This is a genomic window from Noviherbaspirillum sp. Root189 (assembly GCF_001428545.1).
Classification (GTDB): domain Bacteria; phylum Pseudomonadota; class Gammaproteobacteria; order Burkholderiales; family Burkholderiaceae_D; genus Noviherbaspirillum.
In genome coordinates, this window is sequence record NZ_LMHZ01000078.1 from 41154 (window position 1) to 66272 (window position 25119).

The 25119-nt window shown below is 53.9% G+C and carries 29 protein-coding genes; 21 read left to right on the forward strand and 8 right to left on the reverse strand.

Features of this window, described 5'->3' with window-relative positions:
- Positions 1–60 precede the first annotated feature (60 nt).
- From ASE07_RS26590 to ASE07_RS26605, 4 genes are all read left to right on the forward strand, one after another.
- Positions 61–564 (forward strand): hypothetical protein, encoded by a 504-nt coding sequence (locus ASE07_RS26590; RefSeq protein ID WP_057293836.1) that lies wholly within the window; start codon positions 61–63, stop codon positions 562–564.
- Positions 565–788: 224 nt separating this feature from the next.
- A complete protein-coding gene (locus ASE07_RS26595) occupies positions 789–1037 on the forward strand; it encodes a hypothetical protein (protein ID WP_057293837.1) in 249 nt (82 codons plus the stop codon).
- A gap of 173 nt (positions 1038–1210) precedes the next feature.
- Positions 1211–1441: a hypothetical protein gene (locus tag ASE07_RS29200; RefSeq protein WP_156397069.1), complete on the forward strand. Its 231-nt coding sequence runs from the start codon at positions 1211–1213 to the stop codon at positions 1439–1441.
- A gap of 359 nt (positions 1442–1800) precedes the next feature.
- Complete coding sequence (locus tag ASE07_RS26605) at positions 1801–2970, forward strand: polysaccharide biosynthesis/export family protein (RefSeq protein ID WP_156397070.1); 1170 nt, start codon at positions 1801–1803, stop codon at positions 2968–2970.
- A gap of 53 nt (positions 2971–3023) precedes the next feature.
- Here the strand turns inward: ASE07_RS26605 and ASE07_RS26610 are convergent, their stop codons facing one another.
- Positions 3024–3338, reverse strand: a complete 315-nt coding sequence (locus ASE07_RS26610; protein WP_057293839.1) for a hypothetical protein — start codon at positions 3336–3338, stop codon at positions 3024–3026.
- 467 nt (positions 3339–3805) lie between these two features.
- Between ASE07_RS26610 and ASE07_RS26615 the strand changes: the two genes are divergently transcribed.
- Positions 3806–4351 carry an SRPBCC family protein gene (locus tag ASE07_RS26615; RefSeq protein ID WP_082584515.1) on the forward strand — a complete coding sequence of 182 codons (546 nt, stop codon included), beginning with the start codon at positions 3806–3808 and terminating at the stop codon, positions 4349–4351.
- Positions 4352–4626: 275 nt separating this feature from the next.
- On the forward strand, positions 4627–4815 hold the full coding sequence (locus ASE07_RS26620; RefSeq protein ID WP_057293840.1) for a hypothetical protein: 189 nt from the start codon (positions 4627–4629) through the stop codon (positions 4813–4815).
- A 222-nt stretch (positions 4816–5037) separates the two neighbouring features.
- Here ASE07_RS26620 and ASE07_RS26625 read toward each other — a convergent pair whose 3' ends face one another.
- Entirely contained in the window at positions 5038–5271 is a 234-nt protein-coding gene (locus ASE07_RS26625) for a hypothetical protein (protein WP_057293841.1), read from the reverse strand.
- A 211-nt stretch (positions 5272–5482) separates the two neighbouring features.
- Here ASE07_RS26625 and ASE07_RS26630 point away from each other — a divergent pair, with 211 nt between their 5' ends.
- From ASE07_RS26630 to ASE07_RS26660, 7 genes are all read left to right on the forward strand, one after another.
- Positions 5483–6127: an MBL fold metallo-hydrolase gene (locus ASE07_RS26630; RefSeq protein WP_057293842.1), complete on the forward strand. Its 645-nt coding sequence runs from the start codon at positions 5483–5485 to the stop codon at positions 6125–6127.
- Positions 6128–6939: 812 nt separating this feature from the next.
- Positions 6940–7599 carry a response regulator gene (locus ASE07_RS26635; protein ID WP_057293843.1) on the forward strand — a complete coding sequence of 220 codons (660 nt, stop codon included), beginning with the start codon at positions 6940–6942 and terminating at the stop codon, positions 7597–7599.
- Complete coding sequence (locus tag ASE07_RS26640) at positions 7599–8933, forward strand: ATP-binding protein (protein WP_057293844.1); 1335 nt, start codon at positions 7599–7601, stop codon at positions 8931–8933. Before ASE07_RS26635 ends, ASE07_RS26640 begins: the two co-directional genes overlap by 1 nt.
- A gap of 1053 nt (positions 8934–9986) precedes the next feature.
- On the forward strand, positions 9987–10376 hold the full coding sequence (locus ASE07_RS26645; protein ID WP_057293933.1) for a hypothetical protein: 390 nt from the start codon (positions 9987–9989) through the stop codon (positions 10374–10376).
- A 434-nt stretch (positions 10377–10810) separates the two neighbouring features.
- A complete protein-coding gene (locus tag ASE07_RS26650) occupies positions 10811–11995 on the forward strand; it encodes a cation:proton antiporter (RefSeq protein ID WP_057293845.1) in 1185 nt (394 codons plus the stop codon).
- Between the two features lie 4 nt (positions 11996–11999).
- On the forward strand, positions 12000–13121 hold the full coding sequence (locus tag ASE07_RS26655) for a YbdK family carboxylate-amine ligase (RefSeq protein WP_057293846.1): 1122 nt from the start codon (positions 12000–12002) through the stop codon (positions 13119–13121).
- Positions 13122–13218: 97 nt separating this feature from the next.
- Positions 13219–13992 (forward strand): alpha/beta hydrolase family protein, encoded by a 774-nt coding sequence (locus ASE07_RS26660; RefSeq protein ID WP_057293847.1) that lies wholly within the window; start codon positions 13219–13221, stop codon positions 13990–13992.
- A gap of 158 nt (positions 13993–14150) precedes the next feature.
- On the opposite strand, the gene ASE07_RS26665 is transcribed toward ASE07_RS26660, so the two are convergent.
- Positions 14151–14438, reverse strand: coding sequence for an HU family DNA-binding protein (locus tag ASE07_RS26665; RefSeq protein ID WP_057293848.1), 288 nt, complete (start codon positions 14436–14438; stop codon positions 14151–14153).
- On the opposite strand from ASE07_RS26665, the gene ASE07_RS29205 reads away from it, so the two are divergent.
- Positions 14431–14712 carry a hypothetical protein gene (locus tag ASE07_RS29205; protein ID WP_156397072.1) on the forward strand — a complete coding sequence of 94 codons (282 nt, stop codon included), beginning with the start codon at positions 14431–14433 and terminating at the stop codon, positions 14710–14712. The genes ASE07_RS26665 and ASE07_RS29205 overlap by 8 nt on opposite strands.
- Here the strand turns inward: ASE07_RS29205 and ASE07_RS26670 are convergent.
- The gene (locus ASE07_RS26670; protein WP_057293849.1) at positions 14693–15439 is read right to left on the reverse strand and encodes a hypothetical protein; all 747 of its coding nucleotides are present in this window, start codon (positions 15437–15439) and stop codon (positions 14693–14695) included. The two genes, ASE07_RS29205 and ASE07_RS26670, sit on opposite strands and share 20 nt — an antisense overlap.
- A gap of 212 nt (positions 15440–15651) precedes the next feature.
- Positions 15652–16362 carry a glutathione S-transferase N-terminal domain-containing protein gene (locus ASE07_RS26675; protein WP_057293850.1) on the reverse strand — a complete coding sequence of 237 codons (711 nt, stop codon included), beginning with the start codon at positions 16360–16362 and terminating at the stop codon, positions 15652–15654.
- A gap of 155 nt (positions 16363–16517) precedes the next feature.
- Between ASE07_RS26675 and ASE07_RS26680 the strand changes: the two genes are divergently transcribed.
- Together ASE07_RS26680 and ASE07_RS26685 are read left to right on the forward strand one after the other, a co-directional pair.
- Positions 16518–17297 carry a TatD family hydrolase gene (locus ASE07_RS26680; protein ID WP_057293851.1) on the forward strand — a complete coding sequence of 260 codons (780 nt, stop codon included), beginning with the start codon at positions 16518–16520 and terminating at the stop codon, positions 17295–17297.
- 18 nt (positions 17298–17315) lie between these two features.
- The gene (locus tag ASE07_RS26685; protein WP_327196076.1) at positions 17316–18023 is read left to right on the forward strand and encodes an ankyrin repeat domain-containing protein; all 708 of its coding nucleotides are present in this window, start codon (positions 17316–17318) and stop codon (positions 18021–18023) included.
- Positions 18024–18114: 91 nt separating this feature from the next.
- On the opposite strand, the gene icmH is transcribed toward ASE07_RS26685, so the two are convergent.
- Genes icmH through tssJ form a run of 3 tightly spaced genes read right to left on the reverse strand, consistent with a single transcriptional unit; the run spans position 18115 to position 20979 of the window.
- Entirely contained in the window at positions 18115–18912 is a 798-nt protein-coding gene (gene icmH, locus ASE07_RS26690) for a type IVB secretion system protein IcmH/DotU (RefSeq protein WP_057293853.1), read from the reverse strand.
- The gene (tssK, locus tag ASE07_RS26695) at positions 18909–20258 is read right to left on the reverse strand and encodes a type VI secretion system baseplate subunit TssK (RefSeq protein ID WP_057293854.1); all 1350 of its coding nucleotides are present in this window, start codon (positions 20256–20258) and stop codon (positions 18909–18911) included. Before tssK ends, icmH begins: the two co-directional genes overlap by 4 nt.
- 28 nt (positions 20259–20286) lie before the next feature.
- On the reverse strand, positions 20287–20979 hold the full coding sequence (gene tssJ, locus ASE07_RS26700) for a type VI secretion system lipoprotein TssJ (RefSeq protein ID WP_156397074.1): 693 nt from the start codon (positions 20977–20979) through the stop codon (positions 20287–20289).
- Positions 20980–21171: 192 nt separating this feature from the next.
- Between tssJ and ASE07_RS26705 the strand changes: the two genes are divergently transcribed.
- The 5 genes from ASE07_RS26705 to tssE all read left to right on the forward strand — a co-directional run bounded on the left by ASE07_RS26705 (position 21172) and on the right by tssE (position 25116).
- Positions 21172–21843, forward strand: a complete 672-nt coding sequence (locus ASE07_RS26705; RefSeq protein WP_156397076.1) for a tetratricopeptide repeat protein — start codon at positions 21172–21174, stop codon at positions 21841–21843.
- A 46-nt stretch (positions 21844–21889) separates the two neighbouring features.
- Positions 21890–22402 (forward strand): type VI secretion system contractile sheath small subunit, encoded by a 513-nt coding sequence (gene tssB, locus ASE07_RS26710; protein ID WP_057293857.1) that lies wholly within the window; start codon positions 21890–21892, stop codon positions 22400–22402.
- Between the two features lies 1 nt (position 22403).
- Complete coding sequence (gene tssC, locus ASE07_RS26715; protein WP_057293858.1) at positions 22404–23906, forward strand: type VI secretion system contractile sheath large subunit; 1503 nt, start codon at positions 22404–22406, stop codon at positions 23904–23906.
- Positions 23907–23973: 67 nt separating this feature from the next.
- Complete coding sequence (locus ASE07_RS26720) at positions 23974–24480, forward strand: Hcp family type VI secretion system effector (protein ID WP_057293859.1); 507 nt, start codon at positions 23974–23976, stop codon at positions 24478–24480.
- Positions 24481–24606: 126 nt separating this feature from the next.
- Positions 24607–25116 (forward strand): type VI secretion system baseplate subunit TssE, encoded by a 510-nt coding sequence (gene tssE / locus ASE07_RS26725; RefSeq protein WP_057293860.1) that lies wholly within the window; start codon positions 24607–24609, stop codon positions 25114–25116.
- Positions 25117–25119 lie beyond the last annotated feature (3 nt).

Here is a 25119-nt window from a genome sequence, read left to right on the forward strand (position 1 = left end):
ACTGAAGACGGCAGAGTTACACTCTAATCAGTTCTTCCCTATGTTCTCACCGGACGGATCATGCGACATCGTCTGCAACGCAGTCTTCACCGTGCCTTCGGATGCCTGTCCCTGATCCCATTACTTGTCAATGGCGCGGAGGGAGAGGCGCAATCGGTCGTTTCTCCGGAGACCGTCGACAAGGTAAATACATTTCTGGAAGCATTCATTAATCCTCAGAAATCCGCCTATGCGCAGGCGGAATTTTTTGCCGACGGCGTAGAGTATTATGACCACGGCATTGTAGATAAACCGCACATCGTCAAAGACGTGGAGCGCTACAGCCGACGTTGGCCGGTGCGCCACTATCAGCTTGCAACAGTTGAATACATCACACCTGACCCTGCATCGAACCGTGTCTTTGTGAGCTACGTGGTCGACTTCGAGGTGGCGAATGCTTCAAAGCGCGTTCGCGGGCGTGCTAACTATGGTGCAGTCATTGCCGATATCGAATCAACACCGAAAATTGAATGGATCAAGGAGCGCGTGGTGGCGGGACGCGGACGCCACGATCCGGAAGAATAATTATTGTTGTGCTCATACGCACGTCACGTGTCGACGCACACACTGCCGCTGACTGGAATATGCTAGAACCGCTGCAGATGTCTGCGCCATGCAACATAGCTCGTTATCACGCTGACACGCCTTTGCCGAATTCTACTTTCCGTGTGCTAACTTACGCTCAGGGAAATCACCGGGGCGTTGAATCAGGGAACCGGTGATCAGATATACAAAATGACGGCCAAGACATGCTTCCATCTTCCGAACTGTACAGTGATCCGAATGGTGTTATTGAAGTCCTTATTGATGAATTGGGATTTGATGATGATGAAAAATTTGCCAATGCTTTAGGACTCCCTATTAAGACCGTTGACCAGTTACGACGAAAAGCAATCAAGCTCGAACCACGGCTGCTACTGCAGATGCTGGAGATTTCAGAGTTCAGTACAAGCGAGTTGCGCAACTTGGTAGTTGCCCGACGAACTCGATATCATTGAGTGCCGGGATCTATGCTTGAATGCAATAAAATTCTTGCTGGAAATTTATTGAAAATAAAGTTTCGATACTGCGGTAATTTGACTAAACGACACACCAAAATCCCATTTCTATGGGATTTTCTTGATTTTCCTCCGAAGTAGTATTACCGCATTACTCCTACAAGAGAAATGCCATGTCGCGATCCACCCGTCGTTGCCCAAACCAACTGTGCGGTCGTCCCTTCCAGGTCAATCGCTTCAGTGCCGACCTTGATGCCCTCGCGGACAGAGGAAGGGTTACCTGCCCTCATTGCGGTCTGGTTGCGATTGGCGACGGCAACTCCATTTTTTTGACACACGCATTGTCGGACGAAGAGGAACATCTCTTCCATGCGCTGGAACGCCGGGAAGAAGCACGTTATTGATGTCGACTGCAAAATGTTGATGCGAAAAGCGCATTTAGATGTGGCTGTCATCGATATTATTCACTCGTCGCGACACCAACCATCGTCTTCAGCTTCCATTGTGGACATGCCAGGCCAGTAGTTCGCTTGCGAATGACTTCACTGACTTCACGGATTGATTGTTCTCAAGATTGGCCATGGCAGGCAACGTACAGTCAAAGCTCTGGCGGCCACCGTCATGCATCGTACGATTCTGCCCCAGGATATCGACATTGCCCACACGAGCACGAGGTGTTGCGATCAAGTTGGCAGCGGATGGCGATGCCGTGCCCGCAGCCCCGGACTACCGTGCTGCTCATCGTATCAACCGGAGAATCCCCATGGCCCGTAACATCAACACACTGCTGAAGTTCGGAAGCATCGCGGTATTGTCCATGTGGATTGCAGGTTGTGCATCTGGACCTTCGGGCACCAATTTCAACAGTGCTGGTAGTCTATCGCAGGTCAGCGGCACGGATGCGGACAGTGGCGGCGAGTTGATCAATGCCGCGCTCAAATCCATTACGCCGCAACTGGTTAAAGCTGAACAGGAACGACGTGAGAAGCAGATTTCGCAGGACATCACGCGCCTTCTCGGAAAACCTGCGCCTTATGCGATCGACTCTGGCGATGTCCTGTCCATCGTCGTCTGGGATCATCCAGAGCTCTCAAGTGCTGCAACCACAGCTGGTGGAGGCCCGGTAGGCGCTGGCGCCGACGCGGCAACATCCGCATCGGCCGCACCTCCCGCTGGCTTCATTGTCGATCACGATGGCGTCATCCAGTTTCCGTTTGCAGGCGAACTGAAGGTCGCCGGGCTGACGCAGGATCAGGCAAGCACCCTGCTGGTGACGCGACTTTCCAAATATCTGCGGCAACCAAAAATAACGCTCCGCGTGCAGTCGTTTCGTAGCAAGCGTGTCTATGTCGATGGCGCGGTGCGTACGCCGGGCTTGCAAGCAATCAACGATATACCGATGACGCTGGTGGAGGCTCTGAACCGTGCTGGCGGCGTTCTTCCGACGGGTGATCAGAGTCAGGTCCTGGTGCAGCGCCGTGATGCGCTGTATCAGATCAATCTTCCCGAACTCGTCCAGCGTGGTTTCAACCCCAACAGTATTCTGCTCACCGATGGTGATGTAATCAGGGTAAAGTCGCGCGAGGAAAGCAAGGTATTTGTGTCAGGCGAGGTTGTTAGTCCACGTGCGCTTCCAATGTATAACGGCCGGCTAACACTAAATGAGGCATTGGGAGAAGCAGGCGGCGTCAATCCGCTCAGCGGCGATGGAAGCCAGATTTACGTGATCCGCAAAGATGCCAATGGGCAGACGGTGTATCAGCTTGATGGGCGCGCTCCGGGTGCGCTCGCCATGGCCGAGGGTTTCGAGTTGTCTCCCAAGGACGTCATCTATGTGGCGGCGACTCCGCTGGCGAACTGGAACCGGACGATTTCACTTATTCTGCCTAGCGCGCTCTCATCTGCGCTCGGTGTAATGAACCCAGCGAGGTAAAAATTTAGCTGCGGTGACTGCATTTCGCCACAGCATCCGGTCGTCAAAAAGCCTTATTGCAGGTAATCGGCAAGTACGAACAATTCGTCATGCAGTTGAACCAGCGCACTCCTGGTGTCTTTATGCTGCAGCCTTTCGCTGCTCCGCATCAGAAATTCGCCGGTGTCACGGAGATGCTCGCCATAATTCCGAAACGCTTCGTCGTGCCGCGTATCAGCGAGGCTGTATTTGAGTTGTGCTGACTCGCGATTCAGGGATCGCAAAGAAGCGCAAATTTGTTTCTGCGTATTGCGCTCGCACATTTCTCGCGCGAATTCGATGGACTGTTCGACGCGTGCGAGTTGTTGCTTGATCCGGTTGATTTCCATATTGTCTCCACTCGAGGTTTTGCGAGTATTTGTTGGTCAACTTAGTAAATGCAATTCTGATAATGTATATGTCGGAGAGATTGCGCTTCGTTACTGCGCTGCTCAATGACTACTCGCCTTCTCAGAACGAGTGACCACCTTGGCAAGTTGACTGTGGGAGTGTTACATGTTGTAACCGGGCATCGCGTTCTCGTTCAAAGCGGACTTTACTTATGCAATAGCTATTTTTGCAATGACAAGATTTAGGTTGATGCGCAGTCAATCATTGCAAGTATGGCAACTTCGTACTTCTTCCGCGTCTTCTCGTATTCGTTGTTATGCGAAAGGAATACATGAACTTTTTGATTAGGGCTTTATCAACAAATAGTGTGGTGGCTGCCGCCGCACCTGCTCCTTGAATCCGGCAGGCGGCGATACGCAGCGGCACCATTGCTTTCGTTCATAAGCGCTAACCTTAGGAGATGCATATGTTAAATAGAATAGTAACGGTCGCCGCGCTTGCAGTAGGCGGAGTCCTGCTGTCAAAACAGTTGAAGAAATCACGCGCATCAGGAATGTCGTCGTCTACCACGGCATCGATCGACGTGAATGTGCCAGTCAGCACTGCCTATAACCAATGGACGCAGTTCGAGGATTTTCCGAAGTTCATGGATAGCGTGCATGAGGTTCGCCAGATTGACGATACGCACTTGCACTGGCGCGCTGACGTAGCAGGCAAGGAAGTGGAATGGGATGCGGAAATTACCGAACAGATCCCTGACAAGCGCATTGCATGGCGCAGTATCACTGGCGTTCCCAACGCCGGGGTTGTGACCTTCCACAAGGTCTCTGACAACACGACCCGCGTCATGCTGCAAATGGACTATGAACCACAAAGCGTGGACGAGAAGGTGGGCGATACGCTAGGCTTGGTCAAAATGCAGGCGCAAGGCAACCTGACGCGTTTCAAACAGTTGCTCGAAGGACGCGGCGTCGAAACTGGTGCGTGGCGAGGTTCGGTTGCTCAGCACTAGACGATAGGTAATACGCACGCTGGTGTTCCAGACGGCGCATTGAGATTCTCACTGAGAGAATAAACAAAGGGCACACGGTGCCCTTTGTCGTTTTGTGGTGTGTCTGGCAGACCGCTCTGGTTACCAGTGGACAATCTGATGAACAACACCGGTATTTGCTGTAGAACATTGTCCCATCGACATGGGATGGTAAATTCACGTCATCTAGGAGACAATGGACGTAATCCGTGGTGACAACCTGGCGGAGATGAAACGACGTGAGGTAAAGAACTACCATGCACATCAAACCGTACGTAAAGCCTGCCCAAGGTGACGATTCGCCGGCCAGCCTGAAAGACATCATGACGCAACCGCCGATGGATGCGCAAAAACATCAGCATCTGATGTATGCAAAAGTCTTGCGGCGACGGGGAATTGAAGACCGTGAAGCGGAGAAAAAACTCGAAGCCTCTGATCTTTGGTAATGCACTCCGGCAACGCCGTAACAAGGCGATGCTTAGTGTGATACAAGGTTCTAGGGTGAGCAAGTCCTAATGCTGCTCATGACGAGCTATGTAGCGCCACATTACCCGTAAGCATCACTTCTTAAGACAGGCGTACTCCTTCGGGAGTAAATCACTTTGCTGGTGAATGCAGTCTGAATGTAATCTTCTGAAGCAGGCCTGCCTCGGGCAGGCCTGCTCTTGCTAGGACAATGCGCCTTCTTCACGAAGCCAGCGCACAAGCTGCTCAAGTCCATGCGCATTGATGGCAATAGAACTTGATGTTGGGCTGCTACCATTTGTATCCTGACGGATTTGGATCTGTATCGCTGCCTTGCTTTCCGGATGGACAGTCACAACTAGCTGTTCAGTGCCCAGTTCGGTGGCATTCTGAATGACAGCTTTTCCCAGTTCTACCTCATGAAAAGTTGTTCTCATTACTCACTCCGATTCTCAAGAATGCTTTAGTTATAGCGCATGGATCGCAGAAGGGAAGGCATGCTGCGATGCATTAACCGTCTAGAATTTCAATTTGACGCGACTTATTGCGCTGAGGATATACAGGCGACTGAATCTGCAACGCAGACATGTCATACTGTTTGACTGTTGCCACTTATAAAGCTATATCCTGGCTTTACCCTTGATCTCCATGAAATGCGTCATCATTCCTGTTACGCCCTTTCAGCAAAACTGCAGCATCCTCGTCTGTGAGTCAACGCTTTGCGCCGCCATTGTTGATCCAGGCGGCGACCTGCCCCGTCTGCGTGCCGGTATCGAGGAGCTTGGCGTCAAACTGGAAAAAGTATTTTTGACCCATGCGCACCTGGACCATTGTGCTGCCGCCGATCATGTCAGGCGAGAATTTGGCGTTCCAATTGAAGGTCCGCACCATGAAGATGAATTCTGGCTGGATCAGCTCGCCGAGGCGACCCGGCGCACAGGATTCCCCCCAGCAGAGCCTTTCCTTCCGAACCGGTGGCTGAGCGACGGAGATATGGTAACGTTTGGAGATCAAACCCTTGAGGTCTTGCATTGCCCGGGACATACGCCGGGCCATGTGGTTTTCTTTCATCGCGGTGTACAACTTGCGCTGGTCGGCGATGTGATCTTTCAGGGTTCAATTGGTCGAACTGACTTCCCACGGGGAGACCATGCCACACTCATCCGCTCCATTCGTGAAAAACTCTGGCCCCTTGGCGATGATGTCACATTCGTACCCGGTCATGGCCCTGTATCCACCTTTGGTAAGGAGCGGCTGACCAACCCGTTTGTGGCCGATAAACGCTTCAGATGAAGTATTGCGACGATGTTATCTCTTGAAGAAGTAAAAATTTTTCGAAACATCGTTGCCCTAAGGCTCGCCTAAGAATCGCATGAGACACTGTGGCAGCGCAACAGGATTGCTCTGGGATCAGCCAATGTGGCGTTGCGCAGTGTCGATTTGCGAATTCAATGGAGGGTGTATGGCACAGAATTTCACCGTTCGGAACGTTACCGATAAATCAACTCCGGGCGCGATTAAAGCCGCACTGGCTAGCGATGACATCAGAACAGTTCCGATTACGAGTCGTCCCCGTGTTCAGCGCATTGAACTGGAACGACGTGATCGTTTTGGCCGTTTTGGCCGCCGATAAATCTCGGTAGGATGCAGGTCGGTCTGGTGCGGTATGAATACCTGCAGCACCAGACAGGTAGCACCATTCCGGCACAGTCGCTGTCCCCGCTGCAGATGCATGAGATGCGCACGGTATGCTGCGGTACTGGTTAAGATCAAAAACAACCCCCCATTTCCCTATCGTTAAGGTATGACTGTTCGGGTATGACGGTCTGACAGCAAACGCTCTTTCATCCTAGTAACGGGCTGATTTGTCTTGCGGCGTAAATCTGATCGTCCAAGCGAACCACACCTCTACCATGTTCCTTCAGAGAACGTGCATTTGATTGCTTCTCCCGTCATGATCATGCAAGACGGGCGGCGACAAACCCTTCTTTACTGGGCTTATCAATTTCCGAATACTTGACGGCGCTTGCTGCAAAGGGCGCACGGCAACTACAATTCGACAAGCTGTTGCGGTTGGCGCCAGCAAATGTGACTTTGATGGCAAAATGAAAATTCTCCTGGTAGAAGACGATGTCATGATCGGTGAAAACATCCAGATCGCACTGGATGGGGAAGGTATTGCCAGCGATTGGGTCAAGGACGGGACTGCGGCCGATGCTGCCCTGGCGACGCATACCTACGATGCCGTCCTGCTGGATCTTGGCCTGCCAGGCAAGGATGGCATAGAACTGTTGCGCGGTATGCGCGCCCGCTCGGATAGTACGCCGGTCATGGCGGTCACCGCGCGCGACACAGTACCCGAACGTGTGCTCGGCTTGAAAGCCGGCGCCGACGATTACCTGATCAAGCCATTCGATCTTGAAGAATTGATCGCACGCCTGCATGCGTTGGTCAGGCGCGCCCGGGGGAACACTGAATCGGTGTATCGTCATGGCGAGGTGCTCGTCAATGCCGCGACGCGCCAGGTGCTGGTCGGGGACAGGCAGGTCATACTGTCTTCGCGCGAATGGGCGATCCTTGATGCGCTGGTCGCAAGGCCGGGCGCTATCCTTTCCCGTGGTCAACTTGAAGAGCGATTGTATGGCTGGTCCAGCGATGTGGAGAGCAATGCCATTGAAGTCTATATCCACGGCCTGCGTAAAAAGCTTGGACAACAATTCGTGATTAACGTACGTGGTCTCGGCTACATGGTGGAAAAGCCGTGATGAAGTCGTTGCGTATTCGCCTGATCCTGCTGCTCGGCGTGGCAATTCTTGGATCGGCCGCACTGCAGTTTGCCGTGTCTCTGCGCGAAGCCATGCAGGAAGCGAACAAGCTGTTCGACTATCACATGAAACAGATGGCTTTCGCCCTCAAGGACACCGGCCTGGACGACACCGAGTGGTACACCTCTTCCAAGCCCAGCACGAATTTTGATTTCGTCATCCAGATATGGAGTGATGACGGTGTACGGGTATTCCAAAGACGTCCTTACCTGTTTCTCCCGCAGCAGGCCGAAGTGGGATTCTCTACAGTTTCACTCAATAACGGTGTATGGCGTGTGTATGCGATAGAGCATCAGGCGCGTCGAATACAGGTTGCGCAAAGAATGGAGACGCGTAGTGACCGGGCAATTTCGCTTGCGATGCATTCGCTATGGCCGATCGTTCCCACATCGTTGTTATTGTTTGCTGCAGCATGGTGGGTAGTGACATCTGCATTAAGTCCACTTAACCGTATTGGTAATGACCTGGCACATCGCAACGCCAACTCGCTGTCGCCCGTGTCAGATCAGGGTGTACCGCGCGAAGTATCTTTGCTGGTTGCTGAACTCAACTCATTGCTTGTGCGTATGGCGAATGCCCTGCGATCGCAGCAGCATTTTGTGGCGGACGCCGCACATGAGCTGCGTTCGCCCCTAACCGCCTTGAAATTGCAACTGCAGACACTGACCCGTGCCAAGGACGACGTCGCCAGAGCGCAGGCCATTATCCGCCTGCAAGGTGGGGTTGAACGCGCGTCAAGACTGGTCGAACAATTGCTCGCGCTGGCGAGACAGGATCCATTGTCTGAACCCAATCCGCAGGCGCCGGTAAGCTTTACCGCATGTATGGAAAATGCCGTTGCCGATGTGGGACCGCTCGCGGCATCCCGGCACGTCAACGTCAGCATGCTTGATATTGCTGAAGTAAGCGTTCCAGGTGACGCCGAAGCCTTGCGCGTCATGATCCGCAATCTGCTCGACAATGCCATCCGGTATGTGCCGCATGGCGGAAAGGTGGTCGCCGCTATTAACCGCACCGAAACGGGTGTCGAGCTGACAGTAGAAGACTCAGGTCCAGGGATTTCCGAAGAAAACCGTGCGCGCGTGTTTGACCGGTTCTATCGTGTACCCGGCACAAGCGCTGGAGGAAGCGGCCTGGGGCTGGCGATCGTCAAGGCGATTGTGGAACGGCATGAAGGCACGATACAGCTTGGCCAATCGACCTTGGGCGGACTAAAGGTAAGTATCCTCATGCCGGCCTGCGAAGATGAAGAAAAGATGGCGCTACAGGCATGACATTAAAGGCGTCAAACCTCAATCGATAATAAGAGCTCCTATCAAAATGCCGCTTGCCTGGGGTCGCCGAGATCCCCTGGCCGTACGCCTGTACTGTCTTCGCCGGCGTGCCTTGCCATCGTCATTTTGATAGGAGCTTTAAATTTGCTCTGACATCCAACATACATCACAGCGTGATGTATGTGCGTTTTGGCGAGGGCGCTAACAAGAGCGCTTTCACTAAGGAGGAATCCCGCTTTATGGGCAGAAGGCGCAATCAGGAGCAGTCAGAAACGGGAAAGCCCGCGTCTTATGGACGCGGGCTTTCAGTTGTCTCCTCATCTCTCCTGAGATGGATTTTTTTATACAGCAGGCAGATTCTGCATCATTTCGGGACATTTGCAAATACTTCTTTCGCTTAGAGTTGCGCAGGCACGCAAGACGCTGCCGAGCCTTAAGGCTCACCTAAGGATTCTCGTGCATGATGGCAAGCGTCGGAAGACGATCTGGTTCTTGGGCCAGGTTAGAGTGCGTAGACCGAGCGGTCATGCCGCTGACTTCGTCGACATTGTCACTGCACGCATGAACCGGTTTTTGCGTGCAGATGCGCGATGAAGTCGCCGCAGCAGGAAAGCTTGGATTCCCTTCGGGTCCGCGCCTGTTTATCAGGGCGGACCGTTTTTTTGAACATCGCGTATAAGTTGGACGCAACAAGATCAGGCTACGACGAGTATTCATTGCTTATCAGAACATCTCCCGGCGGCCCACCTCGTATTGTCCGGCACGAGCTGTAATCACCTTACGGCAGGTCCGCATGTCCCTGAACAGGTCTCGATCGATCAGGACAAAGACGATTTTTCAGCCAAAAGCCTTGCTCCTTAAGTTATCTCATCAGAGCGGGATGTCGGAGGCAGAGTGATTGAAACAAGTGCTTGCCAGTGTTGCCCGATATCGAATAACACTGGCCGTATCATCCTATGCGATGCAGCCGACGTGTAAGAACGGAGCGGGCAGGCGAAACCGGCCGCTTGCGCAATGCAATTGCTCGTGCGAAGCCTCAGGGTAAAAGACTTTATGCAGCAAAATTACATCCCGGAAGAGGTAAGTCAATTTGTCGTCAGTCACATCCCGACCGTGCCTTTTTTAGAGGCGATGCTATTGATCAGAACCGAGAGGGAGCAGCCTTGGGATGGAAAGCGGCTGGCAAGACGCCTGTACATGAACGAAAGAGCCGCATCCGAATTGTTGCGGCAGTTATATCAAGCGGGTTTTGCCTTAGAAGTGGATGGCTTGCCAGGCGCGTTTTTCTACGCACCATCGACACCTGAATTTGCACTTGTCATCGATACACTCGCTGCTACCTATGGACAGCATCTGGTGGAAGTGAGTAATTTGATTCATTCGCGGAATGCAAAACATGCTCATCAGTTTGCAGATACGTTGAAGCCTATGAACGAGCCGTGAGCACAGCAGCGCCACAAGCCGGTGAAGTGGCAGCCGCTTCCTTTTCATGGAACGCATGATCGCCACACTTCTCGGCTGAAGGCAGCCGGTATCCGGTATCCAATAGCAGATGCTATTCAGTACTGCCATGCCTGAAATAGCGCATCGTATCTCAAGCTGATGTCGTAAGATCTTGCGGCGAAGTTGATCGGGTGCTTTTGTTTCACGAAGATGGCAAGCGCATGGAGACAACGACAGGCTACAGCAAGCCTATCGGTTGACCTGATAACATGCATTCCACCCATGCCGCAGAAATATTTGCCTCTTCGCAAGGAGCCTGCAATAAACAAATTCGAACGGGCAGTTGGTACCACTGACCCTGCGCTTGACGTGTTGGCTTGCCCCGCACGTTCTCGCGACCCGTCCTCGGTGGACGCTAAAGAAATGGAGAGCACATGATCGATTTGTTACCGTTGAGTGCGGATTTTGTCTGGCCGCTGGCAGTTGCCCTCGCATGGGTGCTCGGGGAGATCGTCCATCGCGGAACGAACCTTCCAAGGATCAGCATCTATAGCCTGACAGGCATGTTTCTCTCCTACGCGCAGGTAGGTCTGCTTCCACGCCCGAGCGAAAGCTCCGTCGTACTGATCGCCAATATGGCATTTGGGCTGATTCTTTTTGAATTCGCATATCGGATCAACTTGCGCTGGCTCCGGACCAATTGGTGGATTGCCGCCGGTGGCGTGGTTGAGTCTGTATTGACCTTCGTCCTCGTCTATGCGGCGGTGAGTTACTTTGGAATGAATGGCTTGCCTGGCTTGCTGCTGGCTGCGTTGGCGGTATCGACCTCGCCAGCCGAAGTATTGCGCGTCGTGAATGAACAGCGCAGCTCCGGACAAGTAACGGAGCGCGTGTTGCACATGACGGCACTGAACTGTTTTTTCGCCGTATTTGCGTTCAACCTGATTGTAGGTTTGTGGTCTTTTCAAAGCTCGGGCAGTCTGTGGAATGCGGTTTCCAACAGTTTGCTGGTGCTGCTGGTATCCGGCGCCCTCGGGGTCGCTTTCGGTTACGCGGTACCCGGCCTCCTTCGCAAGCTTGGCGTCTTGGGACGCGATGCGACACTCGCTTTCGCGATTGCGATAATCCTGCTTGCGTCGCTGGCCCAGGCATTCAAGATGTCTGCAATCCTGGCGACGCTGACCTTCGGATTCGTGGTGCGACATCGCCGTGTGAGCCTTGGGCAGGCCCAGCGAAATTTTGGCATCCTGGGAGAGTTGCTGACGGTGCTGCTTTTTGTATTCATTGGCGCGACACTGGCATGGCCAAGAATTGTCTCCGGTGTGCACATTGCGCTGGCACTGCTGGGCGCGCGCTTCGTGTCGAAACTGCTCGGCGCAACGGTGTTTGCACGCTTTAGCGGCACTACATGGCGCAAGGGGTTGCTCACCGGTCTGGCCATGTCGCCGATGTCGGTACTTGTCATGGGTCTGCTGGTGCAAACCCGCTCAATGGGCGTCGATCTGATGGATCAGTTAGCGCCATTGGCTGCGGCCACATTGCTCCTTGCCGTGATCGGACCCATGCTCACGCTGCTTGCGCTGCGATTTGCTGATGAAACATCGGAAATAGAGGAGTAATAGCATGCCGCTTGAACCATTTGGCACTTCTAAACCGCTGACCCTCGGGGTCGAGCTTGAACTCCAGTTAGTCAGCCTGAGCGATTTCGATCTCGTCGAGGCAAGTCCGGACATGCTCGGACTGCTGGAGCGTCGCAAATTTCCTGGCAACGTCGTCCCGGAAATTACGGAAAGCATGATCGAAGTCTCGACCGACGTGCATACAGGCTATAACGGCTTGCTGGCACAGTTGCGCGAGATTCGCGATGCCCTGGTCCATGCCGGTGACATGCTCAATGTCGGCGTCTGCGGAGGCGGCACCCATCCTTTCCAGAAATGGTCCGAGCGAAAAATTTTCTCGAAGCCGCGCTTCAAGGAAGTGTCGACACTCTATGGCTATCTGGCAAAGCAATTTACGATTTTCGGCCAGCACGTGCACGTGGGATGCAGTTCCGGCGACGAGGCGTTGCGACTCCTTCACGCGTTGAATCGCTTTGTTCCGCATTTCATTGCTTTGTCCGCCTCATCGCCGTATGTGCAGGGGCGCGACACCTTGTTCAACTCATCCCGCCTCAATTCTGTCTTCGCCTTCCCGCTGAGCGGACGGGCGCCGTTCCTGCTTACCTGGGAAGACTTCAAGAACGAATACTTTTCCAAGATGGAAAGTACCGGTATCGTCAAAAGCATGAAGGATTTTTACTGGGATATCCGGCCAAAGCCGGAATTCGGGACGATCGAATTACGTGTCTGCGACACGCCGCTCACCGTGGAAAGGGCAGCGGCGCTAGCCTGCTATCTTCAAGCCTTGTGCAGCTATCTGCGTGAAGGCACGGAGTCCGCGCCGCGTGAAGAGGATTACCTGGTTTATAACTACAACCGTTTTCAGGCGTGCCGCTTTGGGCTCGATGGCACCATCGTTCATCCGCAGTCACATGAAAGCCTGTCGGTGCGCGAAGATATCCTGACGACGCTGCGCAAGGTCGAACCGTATGCCGCGCAGCTGGAATGCCTGCCTGCGCTTGAGCATATCTATGCAACGGCCCATGCCGGAAGCGATGCGTTTTTCCTGCGCCAGGAACGCGCCAGTAGCGGTAGTACCGAAGGTATGGTCGACGCGGCTGTCCAACGCTTCCGGCACGATTTCTGATCGTTGCGCCAACTCGGACAGCATGATTGTCCAACTGCTATGATTGCCATCCAGCGCGGCGTGACGCGTCGCGCGCAACCAGACGTGGGGGATAGAAATGGCAAGCGAAAAAATCGACTTTCCAGGCAGCACCGGGCAAAAGCTCGCTGCACGACTTGATCTTCCTGCAAATAGTCCATGTGCATTTGCGCTGTTTGTGCACTGCTTCACGTGCGGGAAGGATATTTTTGCGGCGAGCCGGATTGCCCAGGCGCTGACCGGGCACGGAATAGCGGTCTTGCGCTTTGACTTTACGGGACTGGGCGCGAGCGAGGGCGAGTTCGCCAACACAAATTTTTCCTCCAATCTGGAGGATCTGCTCGCTGCAACCAACCATCTCCGGAGCGCATATCGCGCGCCGTCGCTGCTGATAGGACACAGCCTTGGCGGCGCCGCGGTACTGGCCGCGGCATCACAGATTCCGGAGGTGCGGGGCGTTGTCACCATTGGTGCACCAAGCGATCCGTCTCACGTGGTTGCTCAGTTCAGCACCCATGTGACGGATATCGAGCGTGATGGCGAGGCGGAAGTGAAACTTGCGGGTCGGCCTTTCCGGATCAAGCGGCAATTTCTGGAGGATGTTGCGGAATACCGTCTGCTGGAAAAAATCGCCCAATTGGACAAGCCGCTCATGGTCATGCATTCCCCAAAGGACCATACCGTGCCATTGAATAACGCAACCCATATTTTTGCGGCTGCCCGGCATCCAAAAAGTTTTATTTCCCTGGACGATGCCGATCACCTGCTGACACGCCGAAGCGATGCTTTATATGTTGCCGATATTATCGCCGCATGGGGGAAACGGTATCTTGGAGACGATCTGGCCGTGTAGGACAGTCCTGTCCTGTCACTGACTATTAGGCGCCTATGCCGCCGAAGCGTCATGCTCGTCTGGAAGGCATGGTCTGGCCGTATTAAAAACGGCAGGGATATCGCGGAAAAACGTCGGGACCGCAACCGCCGTCCCGACTTCATTCGGTGGGTCTTGACTTACTTGATCTTGACCTTGGCAACCAGATCCTTCAGTGCCGGAGCTGCCTTGAAGCGCACATTCTTCGACGCCTTGATCTTGATCGATTCACCAGTCGCAGGGTTGCGGCCTGTACGGGCAGCACGCTGGGACACGGTAAATGTGCCGAGATCCGGGAAGGAGAACCGGCCTTCTTTCTTGAGGTCGCTGCCAACAAAGCCAAAGACTTGTTCAACGATCTGTTTTGCCTTGACCTTGGTGATTTCATGGTCGGTCGCGATCTTGTCAATGATCTCGCTCTTGTTCATTAAAGCTCCTGTTGAAAAAAACAAATCAAAAGTAATGCAGGCGGAAATATATCTCATAAGTTACATTCTGTCGCTATTGCCAGCATGGTTTGCGCGTTTAGGGTGCGGGCTGTCGCGCACATGCGTCATCTTTTTCCTGGCTACAGGACTCATTTTCCACCGTGCTGCCATTGCCCTGCGCTTGTCCTGCGCTCCAGCTTCGCATCAAGGCGAAGTCAATGTCCATGGTAAAGCGGTGAAGGAAGTTAAGTGCTCTAAGCCACTGGCGGCATGAGGGGACGCATCGTGCGCTCAAAAAACGGCGTACGAATATCGAAATCGCTTTTCAGGCGGGCGACCTGAAGCGGATCGTTCTCATAGTGACGGGCATACGGTAGCAGCAACGAGCCGATCTTTTCGAAGTGGCCGACATCTTCGAGGAACAGGACCATGGGAATCTGGAGGCCAAAGTCATCGCGTACGATGGGACGTCCGCAGCGATAAAGTCCAAATCTTTCATAGTGTGATGCCAGCACGGGATTGCAATGGGTGATGCCGACCACACGGCCATGCTCCCGTGTAAAGCAATACATGCGGCATAGCAGGCGCGCCATGCGGCGTGACCACAGCGAATCAGGGGCGATCGTCAGTGCATCGAGGTAGGCAACAGGCATACGGCTTTTCGCGATCGCTTGGCCTAGGCCAAGGCGTTCCGCAGTTTCCTTGCTTGGCAAATCCATCCACAAGCTGGCACATTCCACCATACGTCGATTCGCATCGCACGCATAAAAATCTGAGCGGATGCCAGGTTCCGTAGGCCAAACCATGCGATTGGCATGATCCGTCCCAAGCGGTGTGCTGCGTTCTTTTTCGACATGAACAACATAGCGGAACCGCGCTACCGCCTCAAGCTCTTCGGGTGTGGTAGCCAGACAAACTTCGCCAGCGCCCGCAATCGGGGCGCCGTCGCTAGACCGCGGTGCCGGCAACGTATCGTCGGACGCCTCGGTCGTATTCAGCATACGCGCAGGAATGTTTATGTTTCTGTGATGGCTGGGGTGCGGGCGCATAGCGGTTTATCGAAGTCTGGCAGGCAATGTTAACTGCCAATGTCAGACTTTGACATGCAGGCGATGGTTCTGTTGCGCGGCCCCCCAACCAATAAATATCAAGCCGGCCAAGGACGTAAGCCGGGATTAACTATTTCCTGTAATGAAAAATTTTCTTCCTTTCATCATGCACCGTCGCGCTTGGGAATCTGCAGCCCACGAGCGACCGCATCGCGAGCAACAAAAGCTTCCAGGGTGTTGGTAACGTGTGAGAAATCCGCCATACCGACCAGGTCACCCGCTTCGTAAAAGCCGATCAGGTTACGCACCCAGGGAAAGATCGCCATATCGGCGATCGTGTATTGATCTCCCATGATCCACTTGCGTCCAGCCAGACGCTGATTGAGCACGCCGAGCAAACGCCTGGATTCCGCCACGTACCGATCGCGCGGACGCTTGTCCTCATAATCCTTGCCAGCAAACTTATTGAAGAAGCCAAGCTGCCCGAACATCGGTCCGATACCACCCATCTGGAACATTAACCATTGAATGGTTTCGTAGCGGCCTGCCGCGTCATCCGGGATGAATTGCCCGCTTTTGTCTGCCAGATACAGCAGGATGGCCCCGGACTCGAACAGGGCCAGGGGTGTGCCGCCGGGTCCATTAGGATCAATGATGGCCGGGATCTTGTTATTGGGATTGAGCGAAAGAAATTCCGGCGACATCTGATCATTCGCCTCGAAACGCACAAGGTGCGGCTCGTAAGGAAGCTGTGTTTCCTCCAGCATGATGGAAACCTTGACTCCATTGGGTGTGGGCAGCGAGTAGAGTTGAATACGGTCGGGATGCCGGGCGGGCCACTTTTTGGTGATGAGGAATTCGGAGAGGGAAGTCATGTCGGTTCTTTTCCTTTGTTAGCGTGATTGTTCAGCAGCGCGGCATTGACCGGGCGCAAGTCAACCAATATAAGGCTTTTTATCAACGCTTGCCTTGCCCTCCAGTTCCTGCACGGATCAAGCTTTCATCGGCATGACAGCGTAAAATACGCATCATGTATATTGATTCCCATTGCCATATCAACTTCCCGGAGCTTGCCGCGCGTCTTCCCGAAATCTTCGGCAAGATGAAGGAAAACCGCGTGACGCACGCATTGTGCGTATCCGTAAACCTGCCCGAATTTCCCGGGGTGCTTGCGATTGCTAACGAGCATGAACATATTTATGCCTCGGTCGGCGTCCATCCGGATTATGAAGAAACCCCTGAGCCCACCGTCGACGAACTCGTTAAGCTGTCCGATCATCCCAAGATCGTCGCCATCGGTGAAACCGGCCTCGACTATTACCGCCTTGAAGGCGACCTGGAGTGGCAGCGAAATCGGTTCCGCACGCATATCCGTGCATCGCGGGCTACCGGCAAGCCGTTGATCATTCATACCCGCTCGGCGTCTGAAGATACGATCCGTCTGATGCGCGAGGAAAAGGCTGGTACGGATGCAGGTGGCGCCGGCGGGGTGATGCACTGCTTTACGGAGTCACTGGAAGTTGCCGAAGCCGCCATGGCAATGGGCTTCTATATTTCGTTTTCGGGTATTGTCACTTTCAAGAGCGCTAAAGAACTGCAAGCGGTTGCCTCTGCGGTCCCGCTTGAGCGCATGCTGATCGAAACCGACTCGCCTTACCTGGCGCCTGTGCCTCATCGGGGAAAAATCAATGAGCCAGGTTTGGTTTGTCATGTTGCCGAATTCATCGCCAAGCTGAAGGGCATCCCGCTCGAGACGGTAGCCCGGCAAACGACGGATAACTTCTTCCAGCTCTTTCACATTCCACGCTAAGGTGGTGACGGTGATATCGTGAAAATTACTCAGCGCAGAATCGACTTTTCCCCTACTTTCTCCGCCGGCCGACGTGTCGGCATTGCCATGCTCGCAGGCCTTGCGCTGGCCCCTTTGATTTCCATGCCGGTGTGGGCAGGTGCTTACGACGATTTTTTCCGGGCCGTCAAGCTCGACGATGCCCGCACGATCAAATCCCTGCTTGCGCGCGGACTAGACCCAAATCTGATTGAACCCGAACGTGGTGAGACCGGATTGATGCTGGCGCTTCGTGAAAATTCCTCGGGTGTGTTCGATACGCTGCTTAATGCGCGCGGCATCGACCTCGAAGCCAAGGCGCGCAATGGTGATACCGCGCTGATGATTGCGAGTTTTAAAGCAAATCTGCCTGCGGTGAAGGCACTCATCGACAAGGGTGCGGAGGTCAACAAGACCGGATGGACGCCCCTGCACTATGCGGCTTCCATTGGCAACAATGACATCGTCAGCCTGCTTCTCGACAAGTCGGCATACATTGACGCCGAGTCGCCCAATAAAACTACGCCGATTATGATGGCGGCGCGAGCCGGTCACATCATGACTGTCAAATTGCTGCTCGATGAAGGCGCCGATGCGACCCTGAAGAATGATGCGGGGATGACGGCAATCGACTTCGCGGAAAAACATGAGTTCAGGGATATTGCGGAAGGTCTGACTTACCGGCTCAAGAAGGCCGGCAAGCTTTAATCGGTCGTCTTCGTCCTTCTGGCGAGTTGCAACGGTGGCGCTTAATGTGACAGGTTAGCGCCGCCGTGGAGCTTGGTACGCAGACTAACAATCAAGGCAGGCTGATCGTAATATGCGCGACTTTGGGTGTCAGCTTGATCAGGTCAAAATAAACGTTCAGCGTGTCATTGACCTGTCCTGACAAGGCCCAGCTCAAGCACGCAAAGATCGCGCCGCCGAGGCCGACAAATGCTGCCGTTAAAACCCATATCGGCACCTCGGATTTGATCAGATGCACCACGTTGTCCGGTGACTTCCAGTGTGGAGCGAAGAGCGCCCGCTTGCCTTTAAGGTGAGTTATTTCCTTGTCCAGTGTGGCGACGAGATAGTTCAGTTTCTCTTTGCTTTCGAGCATGTACTTGCCCTGGAAACCGGTAAGAAGACACATGTAAAACACTTCAAGTGTCTGCACACTCGGCTCGCCGCGGCGGCGCACTTCGTCAAGTTCGGTAAAGAAATGTTCTCCGGCTAATTGGTCTCCGAACAAGCTTAGCTGCAGCGGAGCCTGTTCCCAGGTATGGCGAATGTCCATTTCCGAAGCGAGTACGGCCTCGTCGATAGCGGCGCAAAATGCATATTTCGCCGCGTACACGTCTTCCGCGGAAACATTCAGTCGGCGTGCGTTGCGTTCAAAGTGATCGAGCAACTGCAGAACCTGTGCCGAGAAGTGCCCCGCATTCGCAGGGAAGTAGCGATTCTTCAGTAAAAGCAGCAGATAGAATCCGTCATGAAGCAGGTCCACCAATGAGCGGGCAGCGGGTGCGGGCTCAGTGCGCAACCCCGGAGCAGGGCCATACAGGGAAGGCGGCACAGGGGGCGCTTCTGCGAGAGGCGATATATCGAGAGTCATTGGATGACAGCAAAGAGTTCAAGTTTGAGGTTGTTAAAGACCGCCGGCACGTAAAGCATGATGGCACTGGATGCAATCATCCTGTCATATAGCGGACCGCGCGGTTCGATGGAAAAGTAATAGCAGCCCGGACGCACAGGTATCGGTGCGGGAACCTGAGGCGCCGACATCAGGCGAACGCCGGGCATGGCGGAAGACACCATCTTGTCGACATCATCCGGAGCTCCTATCTTCACACGCTGGGGAACGGCCTCTACCAGTTCCGCAGGCGGCATGTCGGCACTGACAGACAGGAAATACGAGGCGGTACTGGTCACCTTGTCCGAGTCGACCCGGCCAAGGAAGAACGCTGGTTTGACTTCGCTGAGTGGGACAACGAAATAACGTGACGATATGACGGTTTCCAGCAATTCCCGAATGATCTCTTCAAGCCGATGAAAGCCGGGCGCCGGGTCTGCGTGATGGTACATCGGCAGTCCGGCCAGGCTGTGTGCCTTGGAAAACGTCAGCAGTTGTCCGGCAATCCGCAACATTTCCTGGAACAGTCTTTCAGGGTGCAGCTCGGCATGTTGCAGGAAGTGCTGCAACGTGGCACTCGCCGAATTGACAGTATGCAGCAACCAAAACGAGGCAATATCACCCGAGCGAAATTCGACCACGTTCTGTGAAGGCTCCCGATGGTAGCCATACAGCGCTTGCGCCTTTGCCTGCAGTATGTCGAGCAAGTTGCGCAGCATCTGATAGAGTGAGGCGGAAGAGCGTATTGTTGCTGCCGGAGGAAGAAAAGACGCGTCAAGTTCATAACCTCCGCTGCTGTTCATGCGAACCCGTGCGATCGGTAGTGTTACGTATTGTTCGCGATTATCGCGTTCGGACAACAGGCGCAATGACTTTTTCAGAACCGTCAGCCCTGTTTCGATCGCGTGTGTGTACAGATCCGGCGCCGGCTCGTCGTGCTGCGAATAACGCAATATCTGTCCGCCGGCTTCCTGCTGCGGCGTAAAATTTGTACCGTGGTCGCGCAGGTAGGGCAAAGCCAGGTAGAACGTCATTCCATCCCCGATGTCCTCCACGACCGACAGGTCGACCGGAGGCGGTAATGGGTCGTCTTCGGGCGCATGAATGAATTCACCATCGGGTAACATGCCGTTGATGACAGTCAGCCTGAGCATTGCCGCGCCAAGTGCGTCCAGGTCGAATCGTATTTCCCGGATACCCCACAGATAAGGATGTGCGGTGCGACCAAGGCGAGTGAGCCTGGCCTCGTGATACAGGTCCTGGCGTTGAAAGTGTTGCGGGCGAAGGAAGAGGCCTTCGCCCCAAAGGATTTTTGTAGTGCGGCTCATGAAAGATGGGACCGTAAAAGAGGAATGCTCATTCGGAGCATGGGGCGGTGGAAAGAAGCAATGCATCGCTGCGACGCATGCCTACGGGTATGGCGCCACTGGAAGTCATTGCGCAAGCATGCACACCGAGGACAAGCCCTGTTTGTTCTGCATCGACAGCGTTGAACGCCATTCGCCAGCGTTGTGGCGACGGTTTTCGGAAAAAGGTGGCCACGCCAAGATAAGCGGCATCCGCAGTCAGTTTCTCGTTGATCCTGACGGTTTGACCGGGCATCAGAATGAACTCGCGGACCTCCGATAAATCGCTTCCCAATACGTTTTTTTCCTTGTCCGTATCTCCAAACACCCGATAGGACGCGGATAAAAACGCCTCCTGATTGCGAAGCTTGTAAACCCGTACAACGGTCGCAACGCCTTGGCCCGTCGCTGCGGCATTCAGGTCGCGCGAGGCCTCAAGCCGTAAGGAGACCTGCCGCGTGACTGGTGCTGCACTCTTTTCCGTCAGCTTCAATCCGGCCACCGACAGCAATGCGTTAGTGGTCAGTTCCGCACCCTTTGGGCCGGCAGAGCAGCCTAGCAGTGGAATGCACATCAATAGCGCGACTCGTCGCCAACCGATCGGGAATGCGCTTCGGAATACGCGACTGAGCATACAACGTGCCGCCGTCGGTGCGCGTGGCAGACGCTGGAACAATGACCCTGCTTGATATCGGTAGTTCACTAAGCCCTTCCTAGCATGACCATCAAGCCATGATTAAATAATTATCAATAAAACAATTGTCTTTTAATAAATCTTTCCTGTAGTATATCGCAGACGTTATCAATATGTTAATTAATTTCCGGTTGGATTGCTGATGCCGCCTTGATGAAGGCGATCAGGCAAGCAAACGGAAACGCATACAAGGACCCAGTCATGTCTTTAATTACCTCAGTTATCGCGCGGCGATTTTCCAAGCCACATTTCGTCGCTTTATACGTCTGCCTCATCGTTCTTGCAGGTTGCGCGAGTCCCTTGCCCAACAGCGCGAACGATAAGGCCGGCCTGGAATCGTCACTCGCTGCAGCCGAAACGGAGCTTGCCAAAGGAAGGCGTGAGCAGGCTGTGGCGTTGCTAACCGAGGCTGCTCAAGCTCATCCGACCAGTACCGTTCCCTGGTTGAAAATCGCCAATGTCTGGTTCGAGGCAGGTAACTATCCATCGTCCATTCTTGCCGCCAATGAAGTGCTGCAGCGCGACCCGTCCAGTCAGGAGGCCAAAAGCCTGCTAGTGGTGGCCGGACTCAGGGTCGCAGCAGGCGCGGTTTCCGGTCTGCGGCCAAATGGCAATATCGGCGTCAATGTCAGGACCGATGCTGAAAACCTGACCAACTCCTTGCGCGACGTCCTGGGTGAAAAAATCCTGGTGCCCGGTCAGCCGGTCGAGACCAAGCCGGTTGTCTCTCCACGTCCAAAGTCACAAGTGCGCCCACGCCCAAGCGCCGTGGTCAGGCAACCAGTTGCACCAGGCGGTACAGCCAGTGCCGCCAGCAGCGCGGCTTCCGGTACACGTTCCACCTCGACCGATCCCTTCAAGGCGCTCAAATAATCTGCCAGCCACCTCACTGACATAGCTGTTATCCAAGGAAATCACGATGTCGAAAAAAGAAAGCATTCAAAAGAAACTGCAACGCGTTCGGCCCCCTCGCGTGCAACTGACATATGACGTTGAAATTGGAGACGCCATTGAACAAAAAGAGATTCCGTTTGTTGTCGGCGTCCTTGGCGATTTCTCCGGCCAGTCAGAAAATGCCTTGCCAAAGCTAAAAGAACGTAAGTTCGTCAACGTCGACGTCGATAATTTTGACGACGTCATGAAAGCCGTCGAGCCGCGGACTGTGTATCGCGTCAAGAATACTCTGGGCAGTCAGGCCGGGGAGTTCGCCGTTGATCTTAAATTCAAGTCGATTGAGGACTTTCGCCCGGAATCGGTTACGCAGCAGGTGGAACCCTTGCGCAAACTGGTTGAGGCGCGCACAAAGCTTTCCGACCTGCGAAACAAGATCGCTGGAAACGACAAGCTTGAAGATGTTCTAAGTGAAGTGCTCGCCAACACGGAAAGCCTTCGTCGTCTTGGACGGGAAACACAAAAGAAAACGGAGGACTGAGATGGAAACACAAGTACTTGCCGATTCTCAGGTCGTATCACACACGACCGACGCGCTGGCGACCGAGCAAAGCCTTCTGGACCAAGTTGTTAGCAAGAGCCGGGTCGCTCGTTCCGACAGCGAGCGCATTCGTGCCAGAGACCTCATCGCCGAACTGGTTAACCAGGTTCTCGACGGTACCGTTATCGTCTCAAGCAATCTATCAGCGACAATTGACGCACGCATTGCGGAAATCGATGGCCTTATTTCCGAACAGCTGAGCGAGGTGCTCCATGCCCCCGAGTTTCAGAAAATGGAAAGCACATGGCGGGGTCTGCATTACCTATGCAAACACACTGTCACCGGCGAAATGATGAAGATCAAGTTACTCAATGCGACCAAGCGAGATCTGATACGTGACTTCAATACCGCAATCGATTTTGACCAGAGCGCGCTCTTCAAGAAAGTCTATGAAGAAGAATTCGGCACATTCGGTGGCGCTCCTTTCGGTACTCTGATTGGAGACTACGACATTACGCGTCAGCCGGAAGACATGTACTTTGTCGAGCAAATGTCCCATGTGGCCGCTGCTGCGCATGCGCCTTTCATCTCGGCTGCCTCGCCAGAATTACTTGGACTCGAATCGTTCGCGGATCTGGGCAAACCGCGTGACATGGCAAAAGTTTTCGACACGCTCGAGTACACCAAGTGGAAATCCTTTCGTGAAGCTGAAGATTCCCGCTACGTGGGCCTGACTATTCCACGATTCCTCGGGCGTATGCCATATCACCCGAAAGAAGGCACGGTAGTTGAGGGATTCAATTTTGTCGAAGATGTTGACGGCACCGACCACAGCAAGTATTTGTGGATCAATACCGCCTATGCATTCGCCGCACGTCTTACCAACGCGTTCGAGCATTATGGCTGGTGTGCCGCCATCAGAGGCGTTGAAGGAGGCGGACTCGTCGAAGACTTGCCGACGCATACGTTTAAAACAGACGATGGTGAGATTGCACTCAAATGCCCGACCGAGATTGCAATCACGGACCGCCGTGAGAAGGAACTGAGCGATCTCGGATTCATTCCCCTTGTCCATTGCAAGAACACCGACTATGCGGCTTTCTTCGGCGCGCAATCGACTCAGCGGGCAAAAAAATACAACACTGATTCGGCCAATGCCAATGCCGTCTTGTCTGCACAGTTGCAATACATATTTGCATCATGCCGGATCGCGCATTATCTGAAGTCAATGATGCGAGACAAGATAGGCAGTTTTGCCGCCGCTTCCAACGTCGAGCAGTTTCTTAACAACTGGCTAGCACAATACGTGGTGATGGATGACTCTGCATCCCAGGAAGTCAAGGCGCAGTATCCCTTGCGAGAAGCCTCAGTCAAGGTGGATGAGGTTCCAGGGAAGCCAGGCGTGTATCGGGCAGTAACTTACCTGAGGCCGCATTTCCAGCTCGACGAACTTAGCGTCTCACTGCGTCTGGTTGCCGAGTTGCCGCAGTCGGCAAAGGCTTAGCAAAGCCTGCGGCAGTAGTTGAATTTGACAGCACCGATGTGTGCATACTTTTTAGGAGTTTTTAAGCATGAAAGATATTTACCTGAAGTTTGAGGGTGGCGATACAAAGATTGAGGGCGAGTCCCGTGATGAGGGTCATGCGAAATGGCTTGAAGCGCATTCCTGGAGCCATCTGATTCGCCAGCCGAAATCCGCCACCGCCAGCACCTCGGGTGGACACACGGCAGAGCGTTGCGAACATGGCGACATGATTTTCTTGAAAGACATCGATTCAACCAGTCCGTCGTTATGGCTTGCCTGCAGCCAAGGTGACACCTTCAGCAAGGTCACGATCGAGTTCATGCGCGCAAACGGCAAGGAAAAAGTGAAATACCTTGAGATCGTGCTGAACCAGGTGATCGTCGCATCCGTGACGCCCGCAGTCCAGGAAGAGGGATTGCCTACCGAGAGCGTTGCATTGAAATACGCGTCGGTGAAATGGACCTACACGGTTCAGGGCATCGACGGCAAGAAAGGCGGCAGCAATCCGCAGATGTGGAGCCTCGCGAAGAACAAGGCAACAGAAGCAATCTGATCATTCTCGCGTCAGGCTGAGCTGGTGGCGTGCGCCGACCGGCGCGCGCCACCAGCAAAGGATGCTGCACCAGGGCCGTAACGGGGACATTATTTTAATTTGTTAAACCAGATTTCCATCCATTCCATGTCATCCGTATCCCTTTCGAAGGCAAAATATGCGCCGACCCTGTTTGAACGGCTTGCCGATGATGCGCCCCGTGAGATCGCCGATGCAAATCCGCTCAGAATGATTTCGATTGAGCAGCTGAAGGAATCGGTTGCGAGCGACTTGGAATCCCTCCTTAACTGCAGATCGGCGTTTCAACGCGGGACATTTTCCCGGTACCCGGAAGCACTGAAGTCCATGTGCAGCTATGGCATGTCGGATTTTGTCGGCTTAAGTCTTGCGAGCCCGCGTGATCGTAATCACATCTGTAAATCGCTGGAAAGTACCATCGCCGTACATGAACCGCGCTTACGGCAAGTTTCAGTCTCACTGGAAATCGACGCAACATCTGTCAACAAGCTTCGATTTGCGATACATGCCTTGCTACTTGTTCATCCGACCAGCGAGCCCGTATATTTTGATGCCATGTTACAGCCCTCTACGCTACGGTATTCGGTGAGCCGTGGCCGACATCCTGGTTTGAGCTGAAAC